This window comes from Micromonospora sp. Llam0 (assembly GCF_003751085.1).
Taxonomy (GTDB): Bacteria; Actinomycetota; Actinomycetes; order Mycobacteriales; family Micromonosporaceae; genus Micromonospora_E.
On sequence record NZ_RJJY01000002.1, the window covers coordinates 1,529,210 to 1,546,580 of the forward strand.

The 17,371-nt window shown below is 71.3% G+C and carries 16 protein-coding genes; 7 read left to right on the forward strand and 9 right to left on the reverse strand.

Annotated elements, in window-relative coordinates; all coding sequences use genetic code 11:
• Genes EDC02_RS34410 through EDC02_RS34420 form a run of 3 tightly spaced genes read right to left on the reverse strand, consistent with a single transcriptional unit; the run spans position 1 to position 3,106 of the window.
• Positions 1–825, reverse strand: coding sequence for a carbohydrate ABC transporter permease (locus EDC02_RS34410; RefSeq protein ID WP_123606328.1), 825 nt, complete (start codon positions 823–825; stop codon positions 1–3).
• Entirely contained in the window at positions 822–1,748 is a 927-nt protein-coding gene (locus EDC02_RS34415) for a carbohydrate ABC transporter permease (RefSeq protein ID WP_123606329.1), read from the reverse strand. The genes EDC02_RS34410 and EDC02_RS34415 overlap by 4 nt, the downstream gene beginning before the upstream one ends.
• Complete coding sequence (locus EDC02_RS34420) at positions 1,745–3,106, reverse strand: ABC transporter substrate-binding protein (protein WP_123606330.1); 1,362 nt, start codon at positions 3,104–3,106, stop codon at positions 1,745–1,747. Before EDC02_RS34420 ends, EDC02_RS34415 begins: the two co-directional genes overlap by 4 nt.
• A gap of 330 nt (positions 3,107–3,436) precedes the next feature.
• On the opposite strand from EDC02_RS34420, the gene EDC02_RS34425 reads away from it, so the two are divergent.
• The 3 genes from EDC02_RS34425 to EDC02_RS34435 all read left to right on the forward strand — a co-directional run bounded on the left by EDC02_RS34425 (position 3,437) and on the right by EDC02_RS34435 (position 7,521).
• Entirely contained in the window at positions 3,437–4,465 is a 1,029-nt protein-coding gene (locus EDC02_RS34425; RefSeq protein ID WP_233606589.1) for a LacI family DNA-binding transcriptional regulator, read from the forward strand.
• Between the two features lie 46 nt (positions 4,466–4,511).
• Positions 4,512–5,489, forward strand: a complete 978-nt coding sequence (locus tag EDC02_RS34430; RefSeq protein ID WP_255500608.1) for a glycoside hydrolase family 68 protein — start codon at positions 4,512–4,514, stop codon at positions 5,487–5,489.
• A gap of 361 nt (positions 5,490–5,850) precedes the next feature.
• On the forward strand, positions 5,851–7,521 hold the full coding sequence (locus tag EDC02_RS34435) for a DNA repair helicase XPB (protein ID WP_123606333.1): 1,671 nt from the start codon (positions 5,851–5,853) through the stop codon (positions 7,519–7,521).
• On the opposite strand, the gene ligD (EDC02_RS34440) is transcribed toward EDC02_RS34435, so the two are convergent.
• Both ligD (EDC02_RS34440) and ligD (EDC02_RS34445) read right to left on the reverse strand, forming a co-directional pair.
• Positions 7,513–8,466 carry a non-homologous end-joining DNA ligase gene (gene ligD / locus EDC02_RS34440; RefSeq protein ID WP_123606334.1) on the reverse strand — a complete coding sequence of 318 codons (954 nt, stop codon included), beginning with the start codon at positions 8,464–8,466 and terminating at the stop codon, positions 7,513–7,515. The two genes, EDC02_RS34435 and ligD (EDC02_RS34440), sit on opposite strands and share 9 nt — an antisense overlap.
• Positions 8,456–9,427: a non-homologous end-joining DNA ligase gene (gene ligD, locus EDC02_RS34445; protein ID WP_123606335.1), complete on the reverse strand. Its 972-nt coding sequence runs from the start codon at positions 9,425–9,427 to the stop codon at positions 8,456–8,458. Before ligD (EDC02_RS34445) ends, ligD (EDC02_RS34440) begins: the two co-directional genes overlap by 11 nt.
• A gap of 147 nt (positions 9,428–9,574) precedes the next feature.
• Between ligD (EDC02_RS34445) and EDC02_RS34450 the strand changes: the two genes are divergently transcribed.
• Positions 9,575–10,651, forward strand: a complete 1,077-nt coding sequence (locus tag EDC02_RS34450; RefSeq protein WP_123606336.1) for a Ku protein — start codon at positions 9,575–9,577, stop codon at positions 10,649–10,651.
• 143 nt (positions 10,652–10,794) lie between these two features.
• On the opposite strand, the gene EDC02_RS34455 is transcribed toward EDC02_RS34450, so the two are convergent.
• From EDC02_RS34455 to EDC02_RS34465, 3 genes are read right to left on the reverse strand one after another with little or no spacing between them, the layout of a single operon-like run.
• Positions 10,795–12,591 carry a hypothetical protein gene (locus EDC02_RS34455; protein WP_123606337.1) on the reverse strand — a complete coding sequence of 599 codons (1,797 nt, stop codon included), beginning with the start codon at positions 12,589–12,591 and terminating at the stop codon, positions 10,795–10,797.
• Positions 12,588–12,935 carry a DivIVA domain-containing protein gene (locus EDC02_RS34460; RefSeq protein WP_123606338.1) on the reverse strand — a complete coding sequence of 116 codons (348 nt, stop codon included), beginning with the start codon at positions 12,933–12,935 and terminating at the stop codon, positions 12,588–12,590. The genes EDC02_RS34455 and EDC02_RS34460 overlap by 4 nt, the downstream gene beginning before the upstream one ends.
• A 19-nt stretch (positions 12,936–12,954) precedes the next feature.
• Entirely contained in the window at positions 12,955–13,173 is a 219-nt protein-coding gene (locus EDC02_RS34465; RefSeq protein WP_123606339.1) for a hypothetical protein, read from the reverse strand.
• A gap of 323 nt (positions 13,174–13,496) precedes the next feature.
• Here EDC02_RS34465 and EDC02_RS34470 point away from each other — a divergent pair, with 323 nt between their 5' ends.
• The 3 genes from EDC02_RS34470 (at position 13,497) to EDC02_RS34480 (ending at position 16,767) form a co-directional block, all read left to right on the forward strand.
• A complete protein-coding gene (locus EDC02_RS34470; protein WP_123606340.1) occupies positions 13,497–13,736 on the forward strand; it encodes a winged helix-turn-helix domain-containing protein in 240 nt (79 codons plus the stop codon).
• 796 nt (positions 13,737–14,532) lie between these two features.
• A complete protein-coding gene (locus tag EDC02_RS34475) occupies positions 14,533–15,660 on the forward strand; it encodes a cellulose binding domain-containing protein (RefSeq protein ID WP_158632411.1) in 1,128 nt (375 codons plus the stop codon).
• 42 nt (positions 15,661–15,702) lie between these two features.
• Positions 15,703–16,767: a GlxA family transcriptional regulator gene (locus EDC02_RS34480; protein WP_199758018.1), complete on the forward strand. Its 1,065-nt coding sequence runs from the start codon at positions 15,703–15,705 to the stop codon at positions 16,765–16,767.
• Here EDC02_RS34480 and EDC02_RS34485 read toward each other — a convergent pair.
• Complete coding sequence (locus EDC02_RS34485; protein ID WP_123607379.1) at positions 16,717–17,259, reverse strand: hypothetical protein; 543 nt, start codon at positions 17,257–17,259, stop codon at positions 16,717–16,719. The two genes, EDC02_RS34480 and EDC02_RS34485, sit on opposite strands and share 51 nt — an antisense overlap.
• Positions 17,260–17,371: the final 112 nt, after the last annotated feature.

Here is a 17,371-nt window from a genome sequence, read left to right on the forward strand (position 1 = left end):
TCACCCCTTCACCGACCCCTGCAGCAGGGCCTTGATGAACTGCCGCTGGAAGATCAGGAAGACGATCAGCGTCGGGGTGAGGATCAGCAGCGACCCGGCGCACAGCAGCACCTGGTCGGTGCCCCACTGCCCCTGGAAGGCGCCGAGCGCTCCGGCCATGGTCCGCTTGGTGCTGTCGTCGACGAGCACGATGGCCAGCAGGAACTGGTTCCACGTCCAGAGGAACAGCAGGATGGTCAGCGAGGCGATCGCCGGCCGGGCCAGCGGCAGATGGATCCGCCAGAACAGCTGCCAGGTGCTGCTGCCGTCGACCCGGGCGGCCTCGGACAACTCGGCCGGCACGTTGATGAAATGGGTACGCATCCAGAACACGCCGAACGGCATGAAGAGCCCGATCAGCGGCAGGATGATCGCCCACCGGGTGTTCAGCAGCCCGAAGTCCTGGATCTGGTAGTACAGCGGGGTGATCACCGCCTCGAACGGCATGGTCAGGCCGAGCAGGAAGAAGACGAAGACGAACCGGGCACCGGGGATCTTCAGGTGGCCGAGACCGAAGCCGGCCATGGTGGCGATCACCACGGCGACCGGCACCACCCCGGCGACGATCAGGCCGCTGGACTTGAGCAGCGCGCCCATGTTGGCCACGGTGAAGGCGTCGGCGAAGTTGCCCCACTGCGGGTCGGACGGCCAGGTCAACCCGGTCGGCACCGTGCCGCGGGGTTGCAGCGCCGCCGACAGCATGCTCACGAACGGCAGCAGGGTGACCAGGACGAGCAGGATCAGGAAGACCCGCCCGGTCACCTGCTCGCTGCGGCTGAGCCTCATCCCTTCTCCTCCCGGGTCAGACGCTGGATCGGCAGTACGCAGAGCAGCACCAGTGCCATCAGCACGATGGCCAGCGCGGAGGCGAGGCCGACCTGCCGCTGGGCGAACGCCAGCCGGTAGATCTCCAGGCCCGGCACGGTGGTCTGGTACCCCGGGCCGCCGCTGGTGGAGATGTAGACGATGTCGAAGCTGGCCAGCGCCGCGATGACGGTCACCGTCAGGCAGACGCCGATCTCACGGCGCAGACCGGGCAGGGTCACCGCGAGGAACTCCCGGACCGGGCCGGCGCCGTCCATCCGGGCGGCCTCGTACAGGCTCGGGTCGATCTTGCCGATCCCGGTGATCAGCAGGATGGTGCACAGGCCGAGGGAGACCCAGGCACCGATCATGCCGACCGACGGCAGGGCGGTGTCGAAGTCGCCGAGCCACGGCCGGGCCAGCCCGCCCAGGCCGACGGCGCGCAGCGCCTGGTTGACCACGCCGGACGACGAGAGCAGCCAGCTCCACGCGATGCCGGCGGCGACCAGCGGGATGACCTGCGGGAGAAACAGAATCGTCCGTACGGCGGTGCCGAACAGCCCGGTGGCCATCCGCCGGACCAGGCTGGCCACCAGCAGCCCGACCCCGACCGGGATGAAGCTGAAGAAGACGATCAGCACGAACGCGTTCCCGATGATCTTCAACAGGTCGGAGTCGGTGAACACGGTGAGGTAGTTGTCCAGCCCGGCCCACCGCGCGACGCCGATGCCGTTCCAGTGGTAGAGCGAGTACTGGACGGTGAGCGTCAGCGGGCGGACCACGAAGACCACGTACATCGCCAGGGCCGGCACCACCCACAACCAGCCGGACCAGCGGCCCGAACGGGCCCACCGGTTCCGGTGGGCCCGCGCGGGTGACGTGCTGCCGGTAGCGGGCAGCGTCATCGAGACAGTTCCTCTTCGTACTGGGCCTGGACCGCCTGCACGTACCCTTCCGGGGTCTGCTCGCCGACGATCAGCTTCTGCATCTCCGGGGTGATCGCCGAGGCGAAGATCGAGCCGGTGGCGTTGGCGGTGAAGTCCACCGCGCCGTTCTCCTCGGCCAGCTGCCCGCTGGCGGCGAGGGTCTGGGCGAGGACGGTGCCCTCGGCTGCGGTCGGCACCTCGAGGTCGGCGGGGCCGCCGGGGCTGGAGCCACCGACCTGCACCGAGATCTCCCGGGCCTTCTCGTTGGTGTGCACCCAGTTCAGAAAGAAGGCGGCGGCGTCGGGGTTCTTCGCCTTGGCGCCGACCCCGAAGGTGTTCGGGGCGGACATCGCCACGTGTGAGGCGTCCGCGGTCTCCCCCGGGAACAGGAAGAAGCCGACCTCGCCGGCCATGTTGGTGTCCAGGTTGCCCGACTCCCAGTCACCGTTGAACATGAACAGGCCGTTGCCCTCCTGGAACTGGCCCATCATCGCGGTGTAGTCGATGGCGTTGGCGTCCGCCGGGAAGTAGCCGGCCTGGGCCCACTTCTCGATGGTCTGGGTGGCCTTGAGCGCGGCCGGCGTGTCGAAGGTGGCGCCTTCCTTCTGGAAGATCCAGTCGGCGATCTCCTGCGGGTCGCCGTACTGGTTCTGCAGCGCCTGGTGCGGGAAGTTGATCCCGGCGGTGTCCTGGTTGAACTGCATGATCGGCTGGATGCCGGCGTCCTTGGCCGCGGCGAGCAGCTCCTCGAACTCGGCGATGGTCGCCGGCGGCTCGGTCATCCCGACCTGCTCGGCGAGTTCCTTGTTGTAGAACACGCCGGTGACGCTGTAGCCGAGGCCCATGCCGTAGAGCGAGCCGCTGCCCCGGGTGCCGTCGTCGGCGATCCGCAGCTGCTCCAGCTGCGAGGCGGGGAAGCTGTCCCAGCCGTACGCGTCGAAGTAGGGGTCGAGGTTCTTCAGCAGGCCGTCGGAGACCAGGTCGATCATGGTGGGCAGCCGGATGATGTCCGGCGCGTTGTCGCCGGCCAGCACCCGGGGGGCGTTCTCGACGATGACGGTGAACTGGTCCTCACGCACGTTGAACGTGACGTTCGGGTACTGGTTGCTGAACTCGTCGGCGAGCGCCTTGGCCAGCGGGAAGCCGGTCTCGGCGTACATCTCCAGGGTGATCGGGTCACTGCCCAGTTCGGTGCTGACCTCGGTGTCACCGTCGTCCTCGGTGACCGGGTCGGCACCCGGGGCCGAGCAGGCGGTGATGGCAAGGGCGGCCGCCATCAGCGGCGCCAGCGCCAGCGCCGGGCGACCGGCGTGGAGCTTCCGCGCATATCTACGCATCTCGGGACTCCTTGAGTTGTCGCCGCCTCGCCGATCCCACGCGGCGCAGCGGTTCGTGATGTTTCGCCTGTGACGGCTCCGGTGCACCGTCGCCTGGGGTTCCGCCGTGAGTGGCTTGGCGGATCGTCTAGCTAAACTGATTTAGCAGAGCATGCTGCGAAAAGCTCGTTGCTGTCAAGGACCAGTTGGCAACGGTCCGGAAACGGCTCGTTCACAGGTGGCGGGTCAGCCCGCCTGTCCCGGACCAGGGGCGGCATCGCATGATGGAGCATGGGCATGACCGGCGGAGGCAGTGCTGTGGACAGTGAACCCCCATCAAGAGGATCAACGGTGCGGAACAGGGCCACCTTGGCCGATGTCGCCCGCCGAGCCGGCCTGTCCAAGACCGCCGCGTCGATGGTGCTGAACGGGCGGGAGGGAACGCGCCTCTCCGTCGAGGCGCACCAGCGGGTCTTCGCCGCCGCCGAAGAACTAGGCTACCGCCCGAACGTCGCCGCACGAAGTCTGCGGACCAGGAAAACCGCCACGATTGCCTTCGTGTCCGACATCGTGGCAACTACCCGTTTTGCCGGTGGGCTGATCCGGGGCGCGCTGGACGCCGCCCGGGAGCGCGACCACGTACTGCTGATCACCGAGACGCAGGGCGACGCCGAGTTCGAGCGGTACGCGATCGAAGCCATGCTCGACCGGCAGGTCGACGGGGTGATCTACGCCGCGATGGCCACCCGACGGCTGACCGTGCCGCCGGCCATCCTGGGCGGCCCGGTGGTGCTGCTCAACGCCACCAGCCCGGACAATCTGCCATGCGTGCTGCCGGACGACGAGCTGGCCGGTCGGGCGGTCACCGAGGCGCTGCTCAAGCAGGGCCACCGGCAGCGCATCGCGCTGATCGGGCGCAACCGCCTCAAGGAACGCGACCCGGAGGTGTCGCTGGCCGCCGAGGCCCGGCTGCTCGGCATCCGGCACGCCCTGTCGGCCGCCGACGCCACGCTGTACGCCGAGCCGTTCTGCCGGGAGTGGCTGCCCGAGCACGGCTACACCGCGATGCGCACCCTGCTCGCCCGAGCCGCGCCGCCCACCGCGGTCATCTGCATGAACGACCGCCTCGCCTTCGGCGCGTACCAGGCGATCGCCGACGCCGGGCTGACCGTGCCCACCGACATCTCGGTCGTCTCGTTCGACGACGACCCGATCGCCACCTGGCTGCGGCCCGGCCTGTTCACCGCGGCGCTGCCGCACGAGCGGATGGGCCAGCGGGCGGTGGAGATCCTGCTCGACGGAGAGTCGACCGAGCGGTGCGTGGTGCCGATGCCGCTGCGCCGCCGCAAGTCGATCGCCGCCGCGCCAGGCACCGCCTAGCCACCGGACCACCCGCCACCGGGGGCCCGGTGGGAACTGCACGAACTTGGCGCTAAACCGATTCACTGCTAGGTTTCCACCCATGCTTCGGCTACCGGATCACTGGGTGTGGGACAGCTGGTACGCACGGGACGACACCGGCCGCTGGCACGTGTTCTTCCTGCGTGCCTCCCGGGCGTTGGGCGACCCGCACCGGCGGCATCACCGCGCCAGCATCGGCCACGCGGTCTCCACCGACCTGCGCAACTGGCGGCTGGTCGCCGACGCGCTGGTCCCGGCGGACGCACCCGCCTGGGACGACCTCGCCACCTGGACCGGCAGCACCGTCCGGGGTCCGGACGGCCGCTGGTACCTGTTCTACACCGGGGTCAGCCGGGCCGAGCAGGGGCTGGTGCAGCGGATCGGCCTAGCCGTCTCGGACGACCTGCTGACCTGGCACCGGCACGGCACCGAACCGCTGGTCGAGGCCGACCCGACCTGGTACGAACTGCTCGACCGGGACGCCTGGTACGAACAGGCGTGGCGCGACCCGTGGGTCTTCCCGGACCCGGCCGGCACCGGCTGGCACATGCTGATCACCGCCCGGTCGGCCACCGGGCCGGCCGACACCCGGGGCGTGATCGGGCACGCCACCTCGGACGACCTGACCACCTGGCGGGTACGGCCGCCGCTGTCCGTACCGGCGGGCTTCGGACACCTGGAGGTCCCGCAGGTGGTGGTGATCGACGGACAGCCGCTGCTGCTGTTCTGCACCAACAACGCCGTCTCGCCGACCCGGGGCGCGACCACCGACCAGATCTGGGTGGTGCCCGGCACCGCCACCACCGGCCCGTGGGACGTCGCCGCCGCGAGGCCGTTCACCCACCCCGGCCTGTACGCACCACGCCTCGTACCCGACACCGACCAGGACGGCTGGCAGCTGATCGGCTTCCTGGACCACCTGGACGGCCGGTTCGTCGGCGAGATCATCGACCCGGTCCCGGTGCGGTACACCCCCGGCGCCGGGCTCACCCCGGCTCGCTGAGGTGGTGGCCGCCGGCGGCTCGCTGGAGAGTCGCCAGCAGCCGGCGGCCACCACCTGGCCGTCACACGGATGTGGACCGCTCGCCCCCGTTGCTCCGCCCGCGTCGCCGCTCCCCGGGCTGCCTCTCCGGCCCGGACGGGTCACGGCGCGGATCGAACGCGTCCGTCGGCACCGGCCAGTGTGACGCTGCCCTAGGCGGACAGCCGTCGTGATGTAAGACGCCGCAGCGGCCGCTGAGGTTGCGATATTCACCAGGTACGCAACGATCGTCACTCCGACAGTGGCGTCGGTCACCAGGACCGCCCGGTGCCGGGCGGTCGCGTGCGAGACTGGTGGGTCGACCAGAAGGGGGATACCGGCAGTGAACAACGGACCACTGATCGTCCAGTCGGACAAGACCTTGCTGCTGGAGATCGACCACCCGGACGCCACCGCGTGCCGGATGGCGATCGCCCCGTTCGCCGAGCTGGAGCGCTCACCCGAGCACGTGCACACGTACCGGCTCACCCCGCTCGGCCTGTGGAACGCCCGCGCCGCCGGGCACGACGCCGAGAGCGTCGTCGACGCGCTGCTCAAGTTCTCCCGCTACCCGGTGCCGCACGCGCTGCTGGTCGACGTCGCCGACACCATGGACCGGTACGGCCGGCTGCAGCTGGCCAACGACCCCGCGTACGGGCTGGTGCTGCGGGCCACCGACCGGGCCGTGCTGACCGAGGTGACCAAGAGCAAGAAGCTCGCCGGCATGTTCGGCGACAAGATCGACGACGACACGGTGGCGGTGCACCCGTCCGAGCGGGGGCGGCTCAAGCAGGGCCTGCTCAAGCTGGGCTGGCCGGCCGAGGACCTGGCCGGCTACGTCGACGGCGAGGCGCACCCGATCGAGCTGGACACCGCCGGCGGCGACGGGCGGCCCGGCTGGACGCTGCGCTCCTACCAGCAGGAGGCGGTGGAGCAGTTCTGGGCCGGCGGCTCCGGCGTGGTGGTGCTGCCCTGCGGCGCCGGCAAGACGCTGGTCGGCGCGGCGGCGATGGCCCAGGCCAAGGCGACCACCCTGATCCTGGTCACCAACACGGTCGCCGGCCGGCAGTGGAAGCGGGAGCTCATCGCCCGCACCTCGCTGACCGCCGACGAGATCGGCGAGTACTCCGGCGAGCGCAAGGAGATCCGCCCGGTCACCATCGCCACGTACCAGGTGCTGACCTCGCGCCGCAAGGGCGCCTTCACCCACCTCGACCTGTTCAACGCCCGCGACTGGGGCCTGGTGATCTACGACGAGGTGCACCTGCTGCCGGCGCCGATCTTCCGGTTCACCGCCGATCTGCAGGCCCGCCGCCGGCTGGGCCTGACCGCCACCCTGGTCCGCGAGGACGGCCGGGAAGGCGACGTCTTCTCGCTGATCGGGCCGAAACGCTACGACGCGCCGTGGAAGGACATCGAGGCGCAGGGCTGGATCGCCCCGGCCGAATGCGTCGAGGTGCGGGTCACCCTCACCGACGCGGAACGGATGGGGTACGCGGTCACCGAGACCGAGGAGCGGTACCGGGCAGCGGCCACCGCGCGCACCAAACTGCCGGTGGTCAAGGCGCTGGTCGACCGGCACCACGGCGAGCAGGTGCTGGTCATCGGGGCGTACATCGACCAGCTGCACCAGCTCGGTGAGTTCCTGGGCGCGCCGATCGTGCAGGGCTCCACCACCAACAAGGAGCGGGAACGGCTGTTCGACGCGTTCCGGCAGGGTGAGATCCCCACGCTGATCATCTCCAAGGTCGGGAACTTCTCCATCGACCTGCCGGAGGCGGCGGTGGCGATCCAAGTGTCCGGCACGTTCGGCTCCCGGCAGGAGGAGGCGCAGCGGCTCGGCCGGGTGCTGCGGCCCAAGGCCGACGGCCGGCAGGCGCACTTCTACACCGTGGTCTCCCGGGACACCATCGACACCGAGTACGCCGCGCACCGGCAACGGTTCCTCGCCGAGCAGGGGTACGCGTACACGATCGTCGACGCCGACGACGTCCTCGGCCCGGCCCTACCCTGACCCTCGGTTACGGATCGGGACCGGTGGGCCGACGGTCAGCAGGTCAGCGAGCAGGTCGCCGTACTCGTCGAGGCGGTCCAGCACCTCGGCGGCGGTGAACTGGCGGACGACGCCCGGCTCGCCGGCCGCCGCGGCCTCCACCTCCGGCCAGGTCAGCGGCGCGGAGGCGGCCGGCACCGGGCCGGCCCGCAGCGAGTACGGCGCCACCGTCGTCTTCGCCGCGTTGTTCTGACTCCAGTCGATGAAGACCCGGCCGGGGCGCAGCCGCTTGGCCATCTTCGACGTGATCGTCTTCGGTGACCGGCGTTCCAGCTCCTCGGCGACCCGCTTCACGTAGCCGGAGACGATGTCGGCCGACTGCCCGGCCGACACCGGCGCGCCGAGCTGCATGCCCTTGCGGCCGGAGGTCTTCGGGAAGCAGGCGATGCCGTCGTCGGCGAACCGGTCCCGGATCAGCACCGCCACCGCGCAGCACTCCTCGATGCCGGCCGGTGCCCCCGGGTCGAGGTCGACGACCAGCAGATCGGGGTCGGCGCCGACCCGCCACTGCGGGGTGTGCAGCTCCAACGCGGCCAGGTTGGCCAGCCAGACCAGGGTGGGCAGGTCGTCGGCGACCACGAAGTCGAGCTCGTCGCGGCCCCGCGACGACCCGGGCGTGGGCAGCCGCTCGGTACGCACCCAGTCCGGGGTGCTGGCCGGGGCGTTCTTCTCGAAGAAGAACTGACCGTCGACACCGTTCGGGTAGCGGATCCGGGTGAGTGCCCGGTCGGCGAGGTGCGGCAGCAGCGCAGCGGAGACCCGGGTGTAGTAGTCGATCACCTCGCCCTTGGTGAACCCGGCCGCCGGGTACAGCACCTTGTCCAGGTTGGACAACTCCAGTGACCGGCCCGCCACGTCCACCCGGATCCGGCTCTCGCCCGCGCCGAGACTGCGGTCAGCCCGCATCGGCGTCCTCCTCGGTGACGTCGGTGGCCGGCACATCCGGGCGGATCCGCAGGAACCGGGGGAACCGCAGCCGCCCGTCCGGGGTCTGCTGCCCGTACCGTACTTCGATCACCACCTCTGGGCGTACCCAGATCGCGCCGCGGGCGTCCTCCCGGGGCAGCGGCGTGTCGAACGGTGACCTCTCGGCGCGCAGCGGTTCCAACGCGGCCAGCAGGGCCCGCTCGGCCGCCGACCCGATCCCGCCGCCGACCCGGCCGGTGAACCGCAGCGCGCCGGTCGCCGCGCCGGCCGCGTCCCGCACCGGTACGCCGACCAGCAGCCCGCCGATCCGGCGCACCCCGGGACGCCAGCCGCCGACGACGAAGTCCCGGGTCAGCTCGATTTTGACCTTGACCCAGTCGGGGCTGCGGGCACCCGGTCGGTAGATCGCGTCGCGGCGCTTGGCGACCACGCCCTCCAGCCCGTGTTCGGCGGCGGCGGCCCGGGTGGCCGGCCCGTCGGTGAAGCTGGGCGGCACCGCCCACGCCGGCCCGGCCAGCCCGAGCGCTTCCAGCGCCTGCCGCCGGTCCCGGTACGGCCAGCCGGTCAGGTCGGCACCGCGCAGCCGCAGCAGGTCGAAGATCATGTACGTGGCCGGCGCACCGGCGGCCAGCCGGGCCGCCCGCGCCGGATCCCGCACGTGCATCCGCTCGGCGAGCAGGGTGAACGACGGTCGGCCGGCGGCGTCGAGCAGCACCATCTCCCCGTCGAGCAGGGCGTCGTCCAGGGCGCGGGGCAGCCCGGACAGCTCCGGGTAGGCGACGGTGATCTCGGCACCGGACCGGGCGTACAGCCGCTGCCCGCCGCCGGAGATATCCGCCAGAGCGCGCACTCCGTCCCATTTGAACTCGTACCACCAGCCGGGGCCTGTGGGCAGCTCCCCGGTCGTCGCGAGCATCGGCCGCAGCGGTCCACCCGGCATCCTGCCACTGTAAAACCAGCAACGAAGTGGTCGCGCTGAGTTCTGTCGGATGCGATCCTGGATCAACACCGGGCCGACCTGGTGATCTTGACCTTGGGGAAGGGCGGGACAGGTCGGCGGCCGCCGGTGGTGGCGAAGGGATCAGCCATGCGCGCGATCTGGAAAGGCGCGGTGTCGTTCGGCCTCGTGTCGATCGGGGTACGCCTGTACTCCGCCACCGAGGAGAAGGACATCCGGTTCCACCAGGTGCACCGGGAGGACGGCGGGCGCATCCGGTACAAGCGGGTCTGCTCGGTCGACGGCGAGGAGGTCAGCTACGACGACATCGCCAAGGGCTACGACCTCGGCGGCGGCGAGATGGTGATCCTCACCGACGAGGACTTCGCCGACCTGCCGTTGAGCACCTCCCGGGCGATCGACGTACTGGAGTTCGTGCCGGCCGACCAGGTCGACCCGATGCTCTACAACAAGGCCTACTACCTGGAGCCGGAAGGCACCGCGACGAAGCCGTACGTGCTGCTGCGCGACGCCCTGGCTGACTCGGACCGGGTGGCGATCGTCAAGGTCGCGATCCGCCAACGCGAACAGCTGGCCACCCTGCGGGTACGCGACAACGTGCTGGTGCTCAACACGATGCTCTGGCCGGACGAGATCCGGCAGGCGTCGTTCGGTTTCCTCGACGACGACATCCAGGTCCGCCCGCCGGAGCTGGCGATGGCCGCCTCGCTGATCGACTCGATGGCCGGCGAGTTCGCCCCGGACGAGTACACCGACGACTACCGGGCGGCGCTGCAGGAGGTCATCGACGCCAAGGTGGAGGGTCGGGAGATCGTCGCCCCGGAGGAGGAAGAGGAGGCACCGGCCGCCGCGGTAGACCTGATGGCCGCGCTGCGTGCCTCGGTCGAACGGGCCCGGGTGGCACGTGGGGAAGCTCCGGGCGAAGACCGGGAGCCGGCCGAGCCGACCCCGATCACCTCGGCCAAGTCGGCCAAGGCCGCCGCCGCTCCTGCGGCGAAGAAGGCGGCCCCGGCCAGGAAGACGGCCCCGGCGAAGAAGGCTGCGGCCGCCGACCAGAAGAAGGCGACCGCCAAGAAGGCGCAGCCGGAGAAGAAGACCGACGCCCGCAAGGCCGACGCGAAGAGCCCCGGACAGGCCGGCGGTACGCAGAAGTCCGGCGCCCGCAAGACCGCCGCGAAGAAGACCACTGCCCGCAAGTCCGCTTGAACCACCCAAGTCGGGCTGGATAAAACGGGTTATTCGGATGCACCGGGCCGCGCCCGGGGCAGATGCGATTTTCAGCTTGATGCCACAGGTGCATCATGATGCACCTGTGGCATCAGCCTCAGCGGCTCGGGTCGGCCCAGGCCTCAGCGGCTGGGGGCGACCCAGTAGCGGCAGCCGGCCTGGTCAAGGTGAGCGGCCACCACCTGCCCGGCGTGCGCGGCGGCCAGCTCGGTGAGCCGCCCGACGATGTCCGGCACGACCGGCGGCACCAGTTGCTGCGGCACCGGGATCGGCCGTGCCGGGTCGGCCGGCAGCGACTCGACCACCGCCAGCTCCAGGTAGCGCAGGCAGCGGCCGAGCGCCTGCTGCACACTGCGACTCAACGGCTCATCGACCGGCTCCGGCTCGCCCACCCGCTCCGTCCCGTCGACCGGCTCCACCTCGTCGACCGGGCCGGTCGCGGGCATCGCCTCGACGCCCCAGAGCAGGTCGTGCACCACCATCGGATCGTCGACGTACGGCCGCATGTCCCGCGCGGTCACCCGCAGCGCCAGGCCGAGCCCGACCACCAGCGCGGCGAACGCGTCGAACGCCGGCAGTTCCGCCCAGTCGGTGGCGTGCACCAGCAGGCGGGCACCGGGCCGGCCGGCGGCGGCAGCCCGCAGGTACCGCCGGATCGGGTCCGGCCCGTCGCCGAGCACCGGCACCACCGCCTCGCGCAGTTCCTGCGGGACCACCCGCTCGCCGGTGAGGTCGAGCAGGTCCACCGGCCGTACGCCGAACACCCCGGCCAGCCGGGCCAGCCGGAACCGTTCCGGCAACCGCACCACCGGCGACCCACCCGGCCCGTTGACGGACGCACCGGTGTCCCCGCTCGTGGTGCGGCTCGGCCGCCACTCGACGTGCGTCGCCCGGTCCCGCAGATTGGTGACGGTGACGACGACACCGTCGAACTGCCGGCCGTGACCGTCGCACCGCCGGCAGGTCAGCACCGGGTGCCGCCAGCCGGTGGCGTGACAGTCCGGGCACGGCACACTCGGGATCGGTTCGCCGAGCCACGGCGGCAGCGGCGGCTGCCAGGTCCGGCGCAGCACCGGGGCAAGTTCGGGGATCGCCGGCCGGGGGCCCGGGATCCGGCACAGCGACGTGCGGTGCCAGCGGCGGTCCCGCCAGATCGCCTGCGCGCCGGCGGTCCACTCCCCCGCACCGGCCGGGACCGGCGGTGCCGTACCGCAGTCCTGGACGATCCGACGCTCCAGCCGTTCGACGTCGATCCCGTCGGGCGGCGCCGCCGACCGCAACGCCGGCAGCAGGAAGTGCGCCGGTGCGGTCAACGACCGCTCGGCCAGCCCGGCCAACGCGTCCGCCACGGCGGTACCGTCGACGGCGGCGGACAGGCTCGCGGCGTACCCGCGCTGGTCACGGGGCACTGCCGCGCCGGGCGTCTCGAACCTGATGTCCCAGTTGAGGCCGGCCGCGAACACCCCCCACCGGGCCTCGACGACCAGGTCGAGGCAGAGCAGGTCGGCCAGCGCGCACAGCCGGCCCAACGACTCGTCGACGCTGACCGGCGGCTCAGCCACCGTATGCCCGAAGTGGATCGACCAGGCCGGGTGGCCGGGACCGGCGTGCGCCGCCGCGAGCCCGGCGGCCCGCTCGGCGGCCGGCAGGTCCGGCCGCCAGGTCGACGGCAGGCTCAGCACCGGATCGGCCCCCAGCGGGGCCGTGTGGTCCAGGTAGCGCAGGTCACGCAGCGTCGACCGGTCGACCTTGACCTGCGCCGCCAACTCGTCGCGCACCGGCCACAGTGGTATCTCCCAGCCGCCGTGTGGTGCCTGCTCCGGCGCGATGTCGCCGGGCACCACGCTGGCGGAGGCGACCGCGCCGGTGTCCAGGTTCGCGACGGTCAACACCAGTTGGGTACGCGGCCCGCCGGTCATGCGTACATCCGGGTCTGGGAGGACTGCCATTCGCGCAGCGCCCGCTTGATCCGCAGGTTCTCGTCGTCGGTGCGCCGCAGGTCGTCGCGCAGGGCGGTCAGGTCCTCGGCGACGTAGTGCAGGAAGGCGTACACCTCGGCGGGGTCGAGGCCGCGCCGCACTTCGCGGAACCGGCGGTCGCGGACCTGGCCGGGGTGGATCCGGGGCCGCAACGGCGGCCGGCGGAACACTCCGGCGTTGCGAAGCACCCCGGCGTTGCGGGGCCGCAGGTGCTGCGGTGGCTCGACCACCCGGTTCGCTCGCCGGCCTGGTCGGTTGAAGATCCGGTGGAGAAGGTTGCGCATCGTCGGGGTTCCCCTTCGGTCAGGAGTACGCCGGCAGCCGGTGCCGCCGACGCGATGCCGCGCTGGTGTAGTGCCTGATCTGCTCCCGGTGCTGGTGCTGGTGCTGCGTATCTGTGTGCTTGGACGGGGCGACCCGCCAGCCGGGAAGGCCGAGGCGGGAGGACTCATAGCCGACGGGTCGCCCCAGCTCCGGCCGGTCGCAGCCACATTCGGCGAGTACGACCCCGGAGCGGCTCATGCTGGATCTCTGCTACTCACGGGCTTACGGGTTACGGATTTACGGATGTCGGGTTTGCGGTGTCGGGTTTGCGGCTACGCGTTTCGGGTTTACGGGTTTCGCGGGGATTCGCTCGGGTAGGGCGGTCGGGGCGGGCAGGCCGCGCGCCACCACCCCGCCCCGACCAGGGGCACGAGCACCCATCGTTGCCACGCGAGGGAGCGCCCGTAGCGATGAACTTATGTGCGGATGTCGCCGATGTCAACCTCTGCGTGGTGGCCATCTAAACCTTGCTCCACACATAAGTGACGTGGTCGAATGGAGGTGCCACGCGAGGGAGCGCCATGCCTGTTTTGCCCGACTATTTCAAGATCTCGAACGCCATAGTCGCCGACGTCAAGAACGGCACACTCAAGGCCGGCGACAAACTGCCGTCGATCGCCCAGCTCTGCAAGCAGTACGACGTGAGCCCGTCAACGATCCGCCTGGTGTTTGTGCGGCTCGAAGCACTCGAGGTCATCGACCGCCACCAGGGCAAAGGTGTCTTCGTCACCGATCCGGCGACGTGGATGCGCAAGCCGTAGGGCCTCGACCGGCCACCGGTGACCTCTGCCGTCTCTTCAGGCATCGCCGGGCGATGATCCACTGCGCTTCATCGACTCGACACGCCGACGGCCTGTCAGAAGGCGCGCATCCGATCACCCGCTCGGACTACGACCAAGACCTGATCATTGGTTAGCAGGGACGAGGCACCCACGTTGCCGACAACTCGACCGGCTCGACCGGCTCTCCCGACGCCAACCCCGGCCGGGGCGAACCGCCCTCGTCAGACCCGCACGCCGAATTCGGGCTCGCCTACCGGGCTTCACTCTCACTCTCAGTTATCGCCAAGACCGGAACGGCCGGCGTGCCGTATCGAGGTGACGCTGACGCACGTCAAGCCGCGAAGGTAGCGTGCGTCAGCGTCACCTCGACGTGGGTGAAGTCTGCGCCGGCCGCCACCGTGACGGTCGGTCAACAAAGCTCCGCGACGAAGCTCGCATAAACCGCAGACAGGCATTCCGCCAAGCCGTCAGCCAAGTCACCGCCCGCTGCTACGGGTCGCCGAGCCTGATCAGCCAGCGCCAAGAGAGCGCGGGGCCGGCGACGGCCCCCGGGTTCACCCGCCAACCGCTTGGCTCACTGCCACCCCACTCACTGCCACCTCCGGAAGTGGCGCCACGAGGGGAGCGGCCCATCACACCCGTTGTGCATCGACGGTCGCTGATGCCACGATGTGGGTGCCTACAGTGGCCTGGGCCGGCGGACAGCTGTGGGACCGTCCGTCCTGCCGGCCCGCCGGGTCGGCACGGGTTCCTGGGATCGAAGGAGACCAGCCCCATGTCGTTGTCGTTCACCCCACTGACGCACCACCGTACCGATGAAGTGCCCCGCAGCCGCCCCCGGACCTCGTGGTGGCGGGCCGCGGCCGGCGTCGCCGCCGCGATGCTTCTCGCCACCAGCGGAACGGCGGTGACCAGCGCCCCGGCGTACGCGACCGGCGGCGACGCCACCAGCACCGGATGTCTGACGGTGACAATCGAGAGCAGCTACTGGAACAACGGCCCGGACAGCGGTGGCGTCTTCCGCGACATCACCATCACCAACAACTGCGCCACAGCGGTCAACGGCTGGAAACTGGTGCTGACGCTGCCGGCCGGCGAAACGGTCCAGCAGGGCTGGAACGCCAACTGGACCCTGGGCGGCGGGACCCTCACCGCCACCCCGACAACGTGGAACAACGTCATCGCCGCCGGCGGGTCGGTCGAGATCGGGTACGTCGGTGCCTGGACCGGCGGCCGACCGCAGGATCCGGGCTGCACCATCAACGGCGAGCCGTGCGACGGCACCGGGCCGGAGCCGTCACCCGAGGTGACGCTGACCAGTCCGATCGACGGCAGCCTGCTGGTGCCGGTCTGCGCGGTCCGGATGACCGCCGACGCCAGCACCGACGTGGGGACCATCGACCGGGTCGAGTTCTACATCAACGACATCCTGGTCGGCAGCGACAGCAGCGCCCCGTACGGCATCGACGTCCCGCCGGACCATCCGGCGCTGCGCGTCGGCTCACCGAACATCCCCCGACACACCGCGTTCGCCCGGGTCCTCACCGTCGCCCCGGCGGCCAGCGCCGACTCGCCGATGGTCGGCTTCACGCCCGCGCCGATACCACCGGCGCTGATGGTGATCGCCTGCCCGTCGCGGGTGGAGGTGCCCGAGGGCGGCACCGCGATCGTGACGTTCGTGCTGGCCGCCTGCGCTGCAACCCCGGCGTTGACCCTGACCGTCACCGGCGATCCCGGTGTCAGCGTCACCCCGACGGTCACCCGACCTGGTAGCCCGGAGCATCCGGTCACCATCACCGCCGCACCCGGCAGCGTCGGAGCCGTCGCCCGGGTCACCGCGACCGCCGACACCGGCTCGTGTATGCCGGCCACGGCAACGGTCACGGTCGGCCCGCCCGCTTGACGGTCGATACCGACCCTGGTGGGCATCCGGCACGCTGGTGAGGTGACCCGCCACCGTGCTGCCCCGCCCCGGGTGGTGGCCGTGATCGGCTACCCGGACGCCGAGTTGCTGGACATCGCCTGCCTGACGACGACGTTCGACTATGCCAACCGGGGCGCGGACCCACCGTACGAGCTGGTGGTCGCCGCCCCGGCAGGGCAGCCGATCAGCTGCCAGTCCGGGTTGACGCTGCACGCCCAGGCCGCGCTCGAACGGCTCCGCGGCCCGCTCGACTCGGTCATCGTGTCGGGCGGGGAGGGGCATCTCGCCGCCGCCGGGGACTCCCGGCTGGTCGCCCACGTACGGCGGCTGGCCCGGGAGTCCCGCCGGGTCGCCTCGGTCTGCACCGGCGCGTCGGTGCTGGCCGCCGCCGGGCTGCTGGACGGGCGGCGGGCCACCACCCACTGGATGTACGCCGACCAGCTCTCCGCCCGCCACCCGGCCGTACGGGTGGACGCCCGTCCACTGTGGATCCGCGACGGCGTGGTGACAACGGCGGCCGGCGTCACCAGCGCCCTCGATCTCGCTCTGGCCTTCGTCGAGGAGGACCACGGCGCGGAGCTGGCCCGCCACGTCGCCCGCGCGCTGGTCACCTACCTGCAACGGCCGGCCAACCAGGCCCAGGTCAGCATGTTCCTGACCGCCCCGGTCCCCGAGCACAGCCTGGTCCGCGACCTGGTCCGGGCAATCCGGGACGCGCCCGACGCCGACCTGAGCGTGCCGGCGCTCGCCGCCCGGGCGGCGGTCAGCGAACGTCACCTCACCCGGCTGTTCGTCGCCCACCTGGGGCAGAACCCGGCCCGCTTCGTGCGAGACGTACGGACCGAGGCGGCGGCCCACCTGCTGGTCACCAGCCGGCTACCGCTGGCCGCGATCGCCGCCCGGTGTGGCTTCGGCTCCACCGACGCGCTGCGCCAGTCCTTTATGGACCGGTACGGCATCACCCCGTCCGGTTACCGGGCCGCGTACCGCAGCAGCCGCACCGGTGCCCCAGCTGACCCGGCCGGGTCAGCTGGGTCAGCCGGAAACGGCGCCGGTGGCGGCGAGGGCCAGGAAGCCGAGTCCTAACGGGACGTCCAGCAGGACGCAGAACTCGGCCAGCGACCGGGGCACCACCTCGTCACGCCGGTAGTGGATGACGTCCCAGACGCCGTGCGCGGCCAACGCCAGCCCGGCCAGCACCATCCCGACAGCCGGCACGACCAGCACCGCGGTGACCGCGAGCCCCCCGTAGCCGAGCAGCGCAACCGTCTGCGCGGTGAGCGGCGCCCTCGGCACACCGCCGACCAGGCCACCGGCCACCAGCACCACCGCGACGAAGCCGAGGCCGGCCCACCACGGCAGGCCGGCCAGCTCACTCGCCGCGACCGCCACCGAGCCGGCGCCGAGACCGACCCAGGCCATCCAGCGCCGCCGGGTCGCGGCGGCGGTGAGGTAGCAGAGCACGGCGACACCGAGCACGATCGCCAGGACTTCACGCCCGGCCCCGGCCACCAGCACCAGTACGGCACACCCCAGGCCGAGCGCGCTCGGCCAGCGGTGCAGCAGATTCGAGGTCATGCCGATCACGGTGCCGGGGCCGGCGGCGGGTGACGAGGCCCCGGTCGCGGCCTGTCCGGATTCCCGGGCATCGTGTCCGCTGAACCCGCAGTGCCGCGAGACCGGAGCCCCG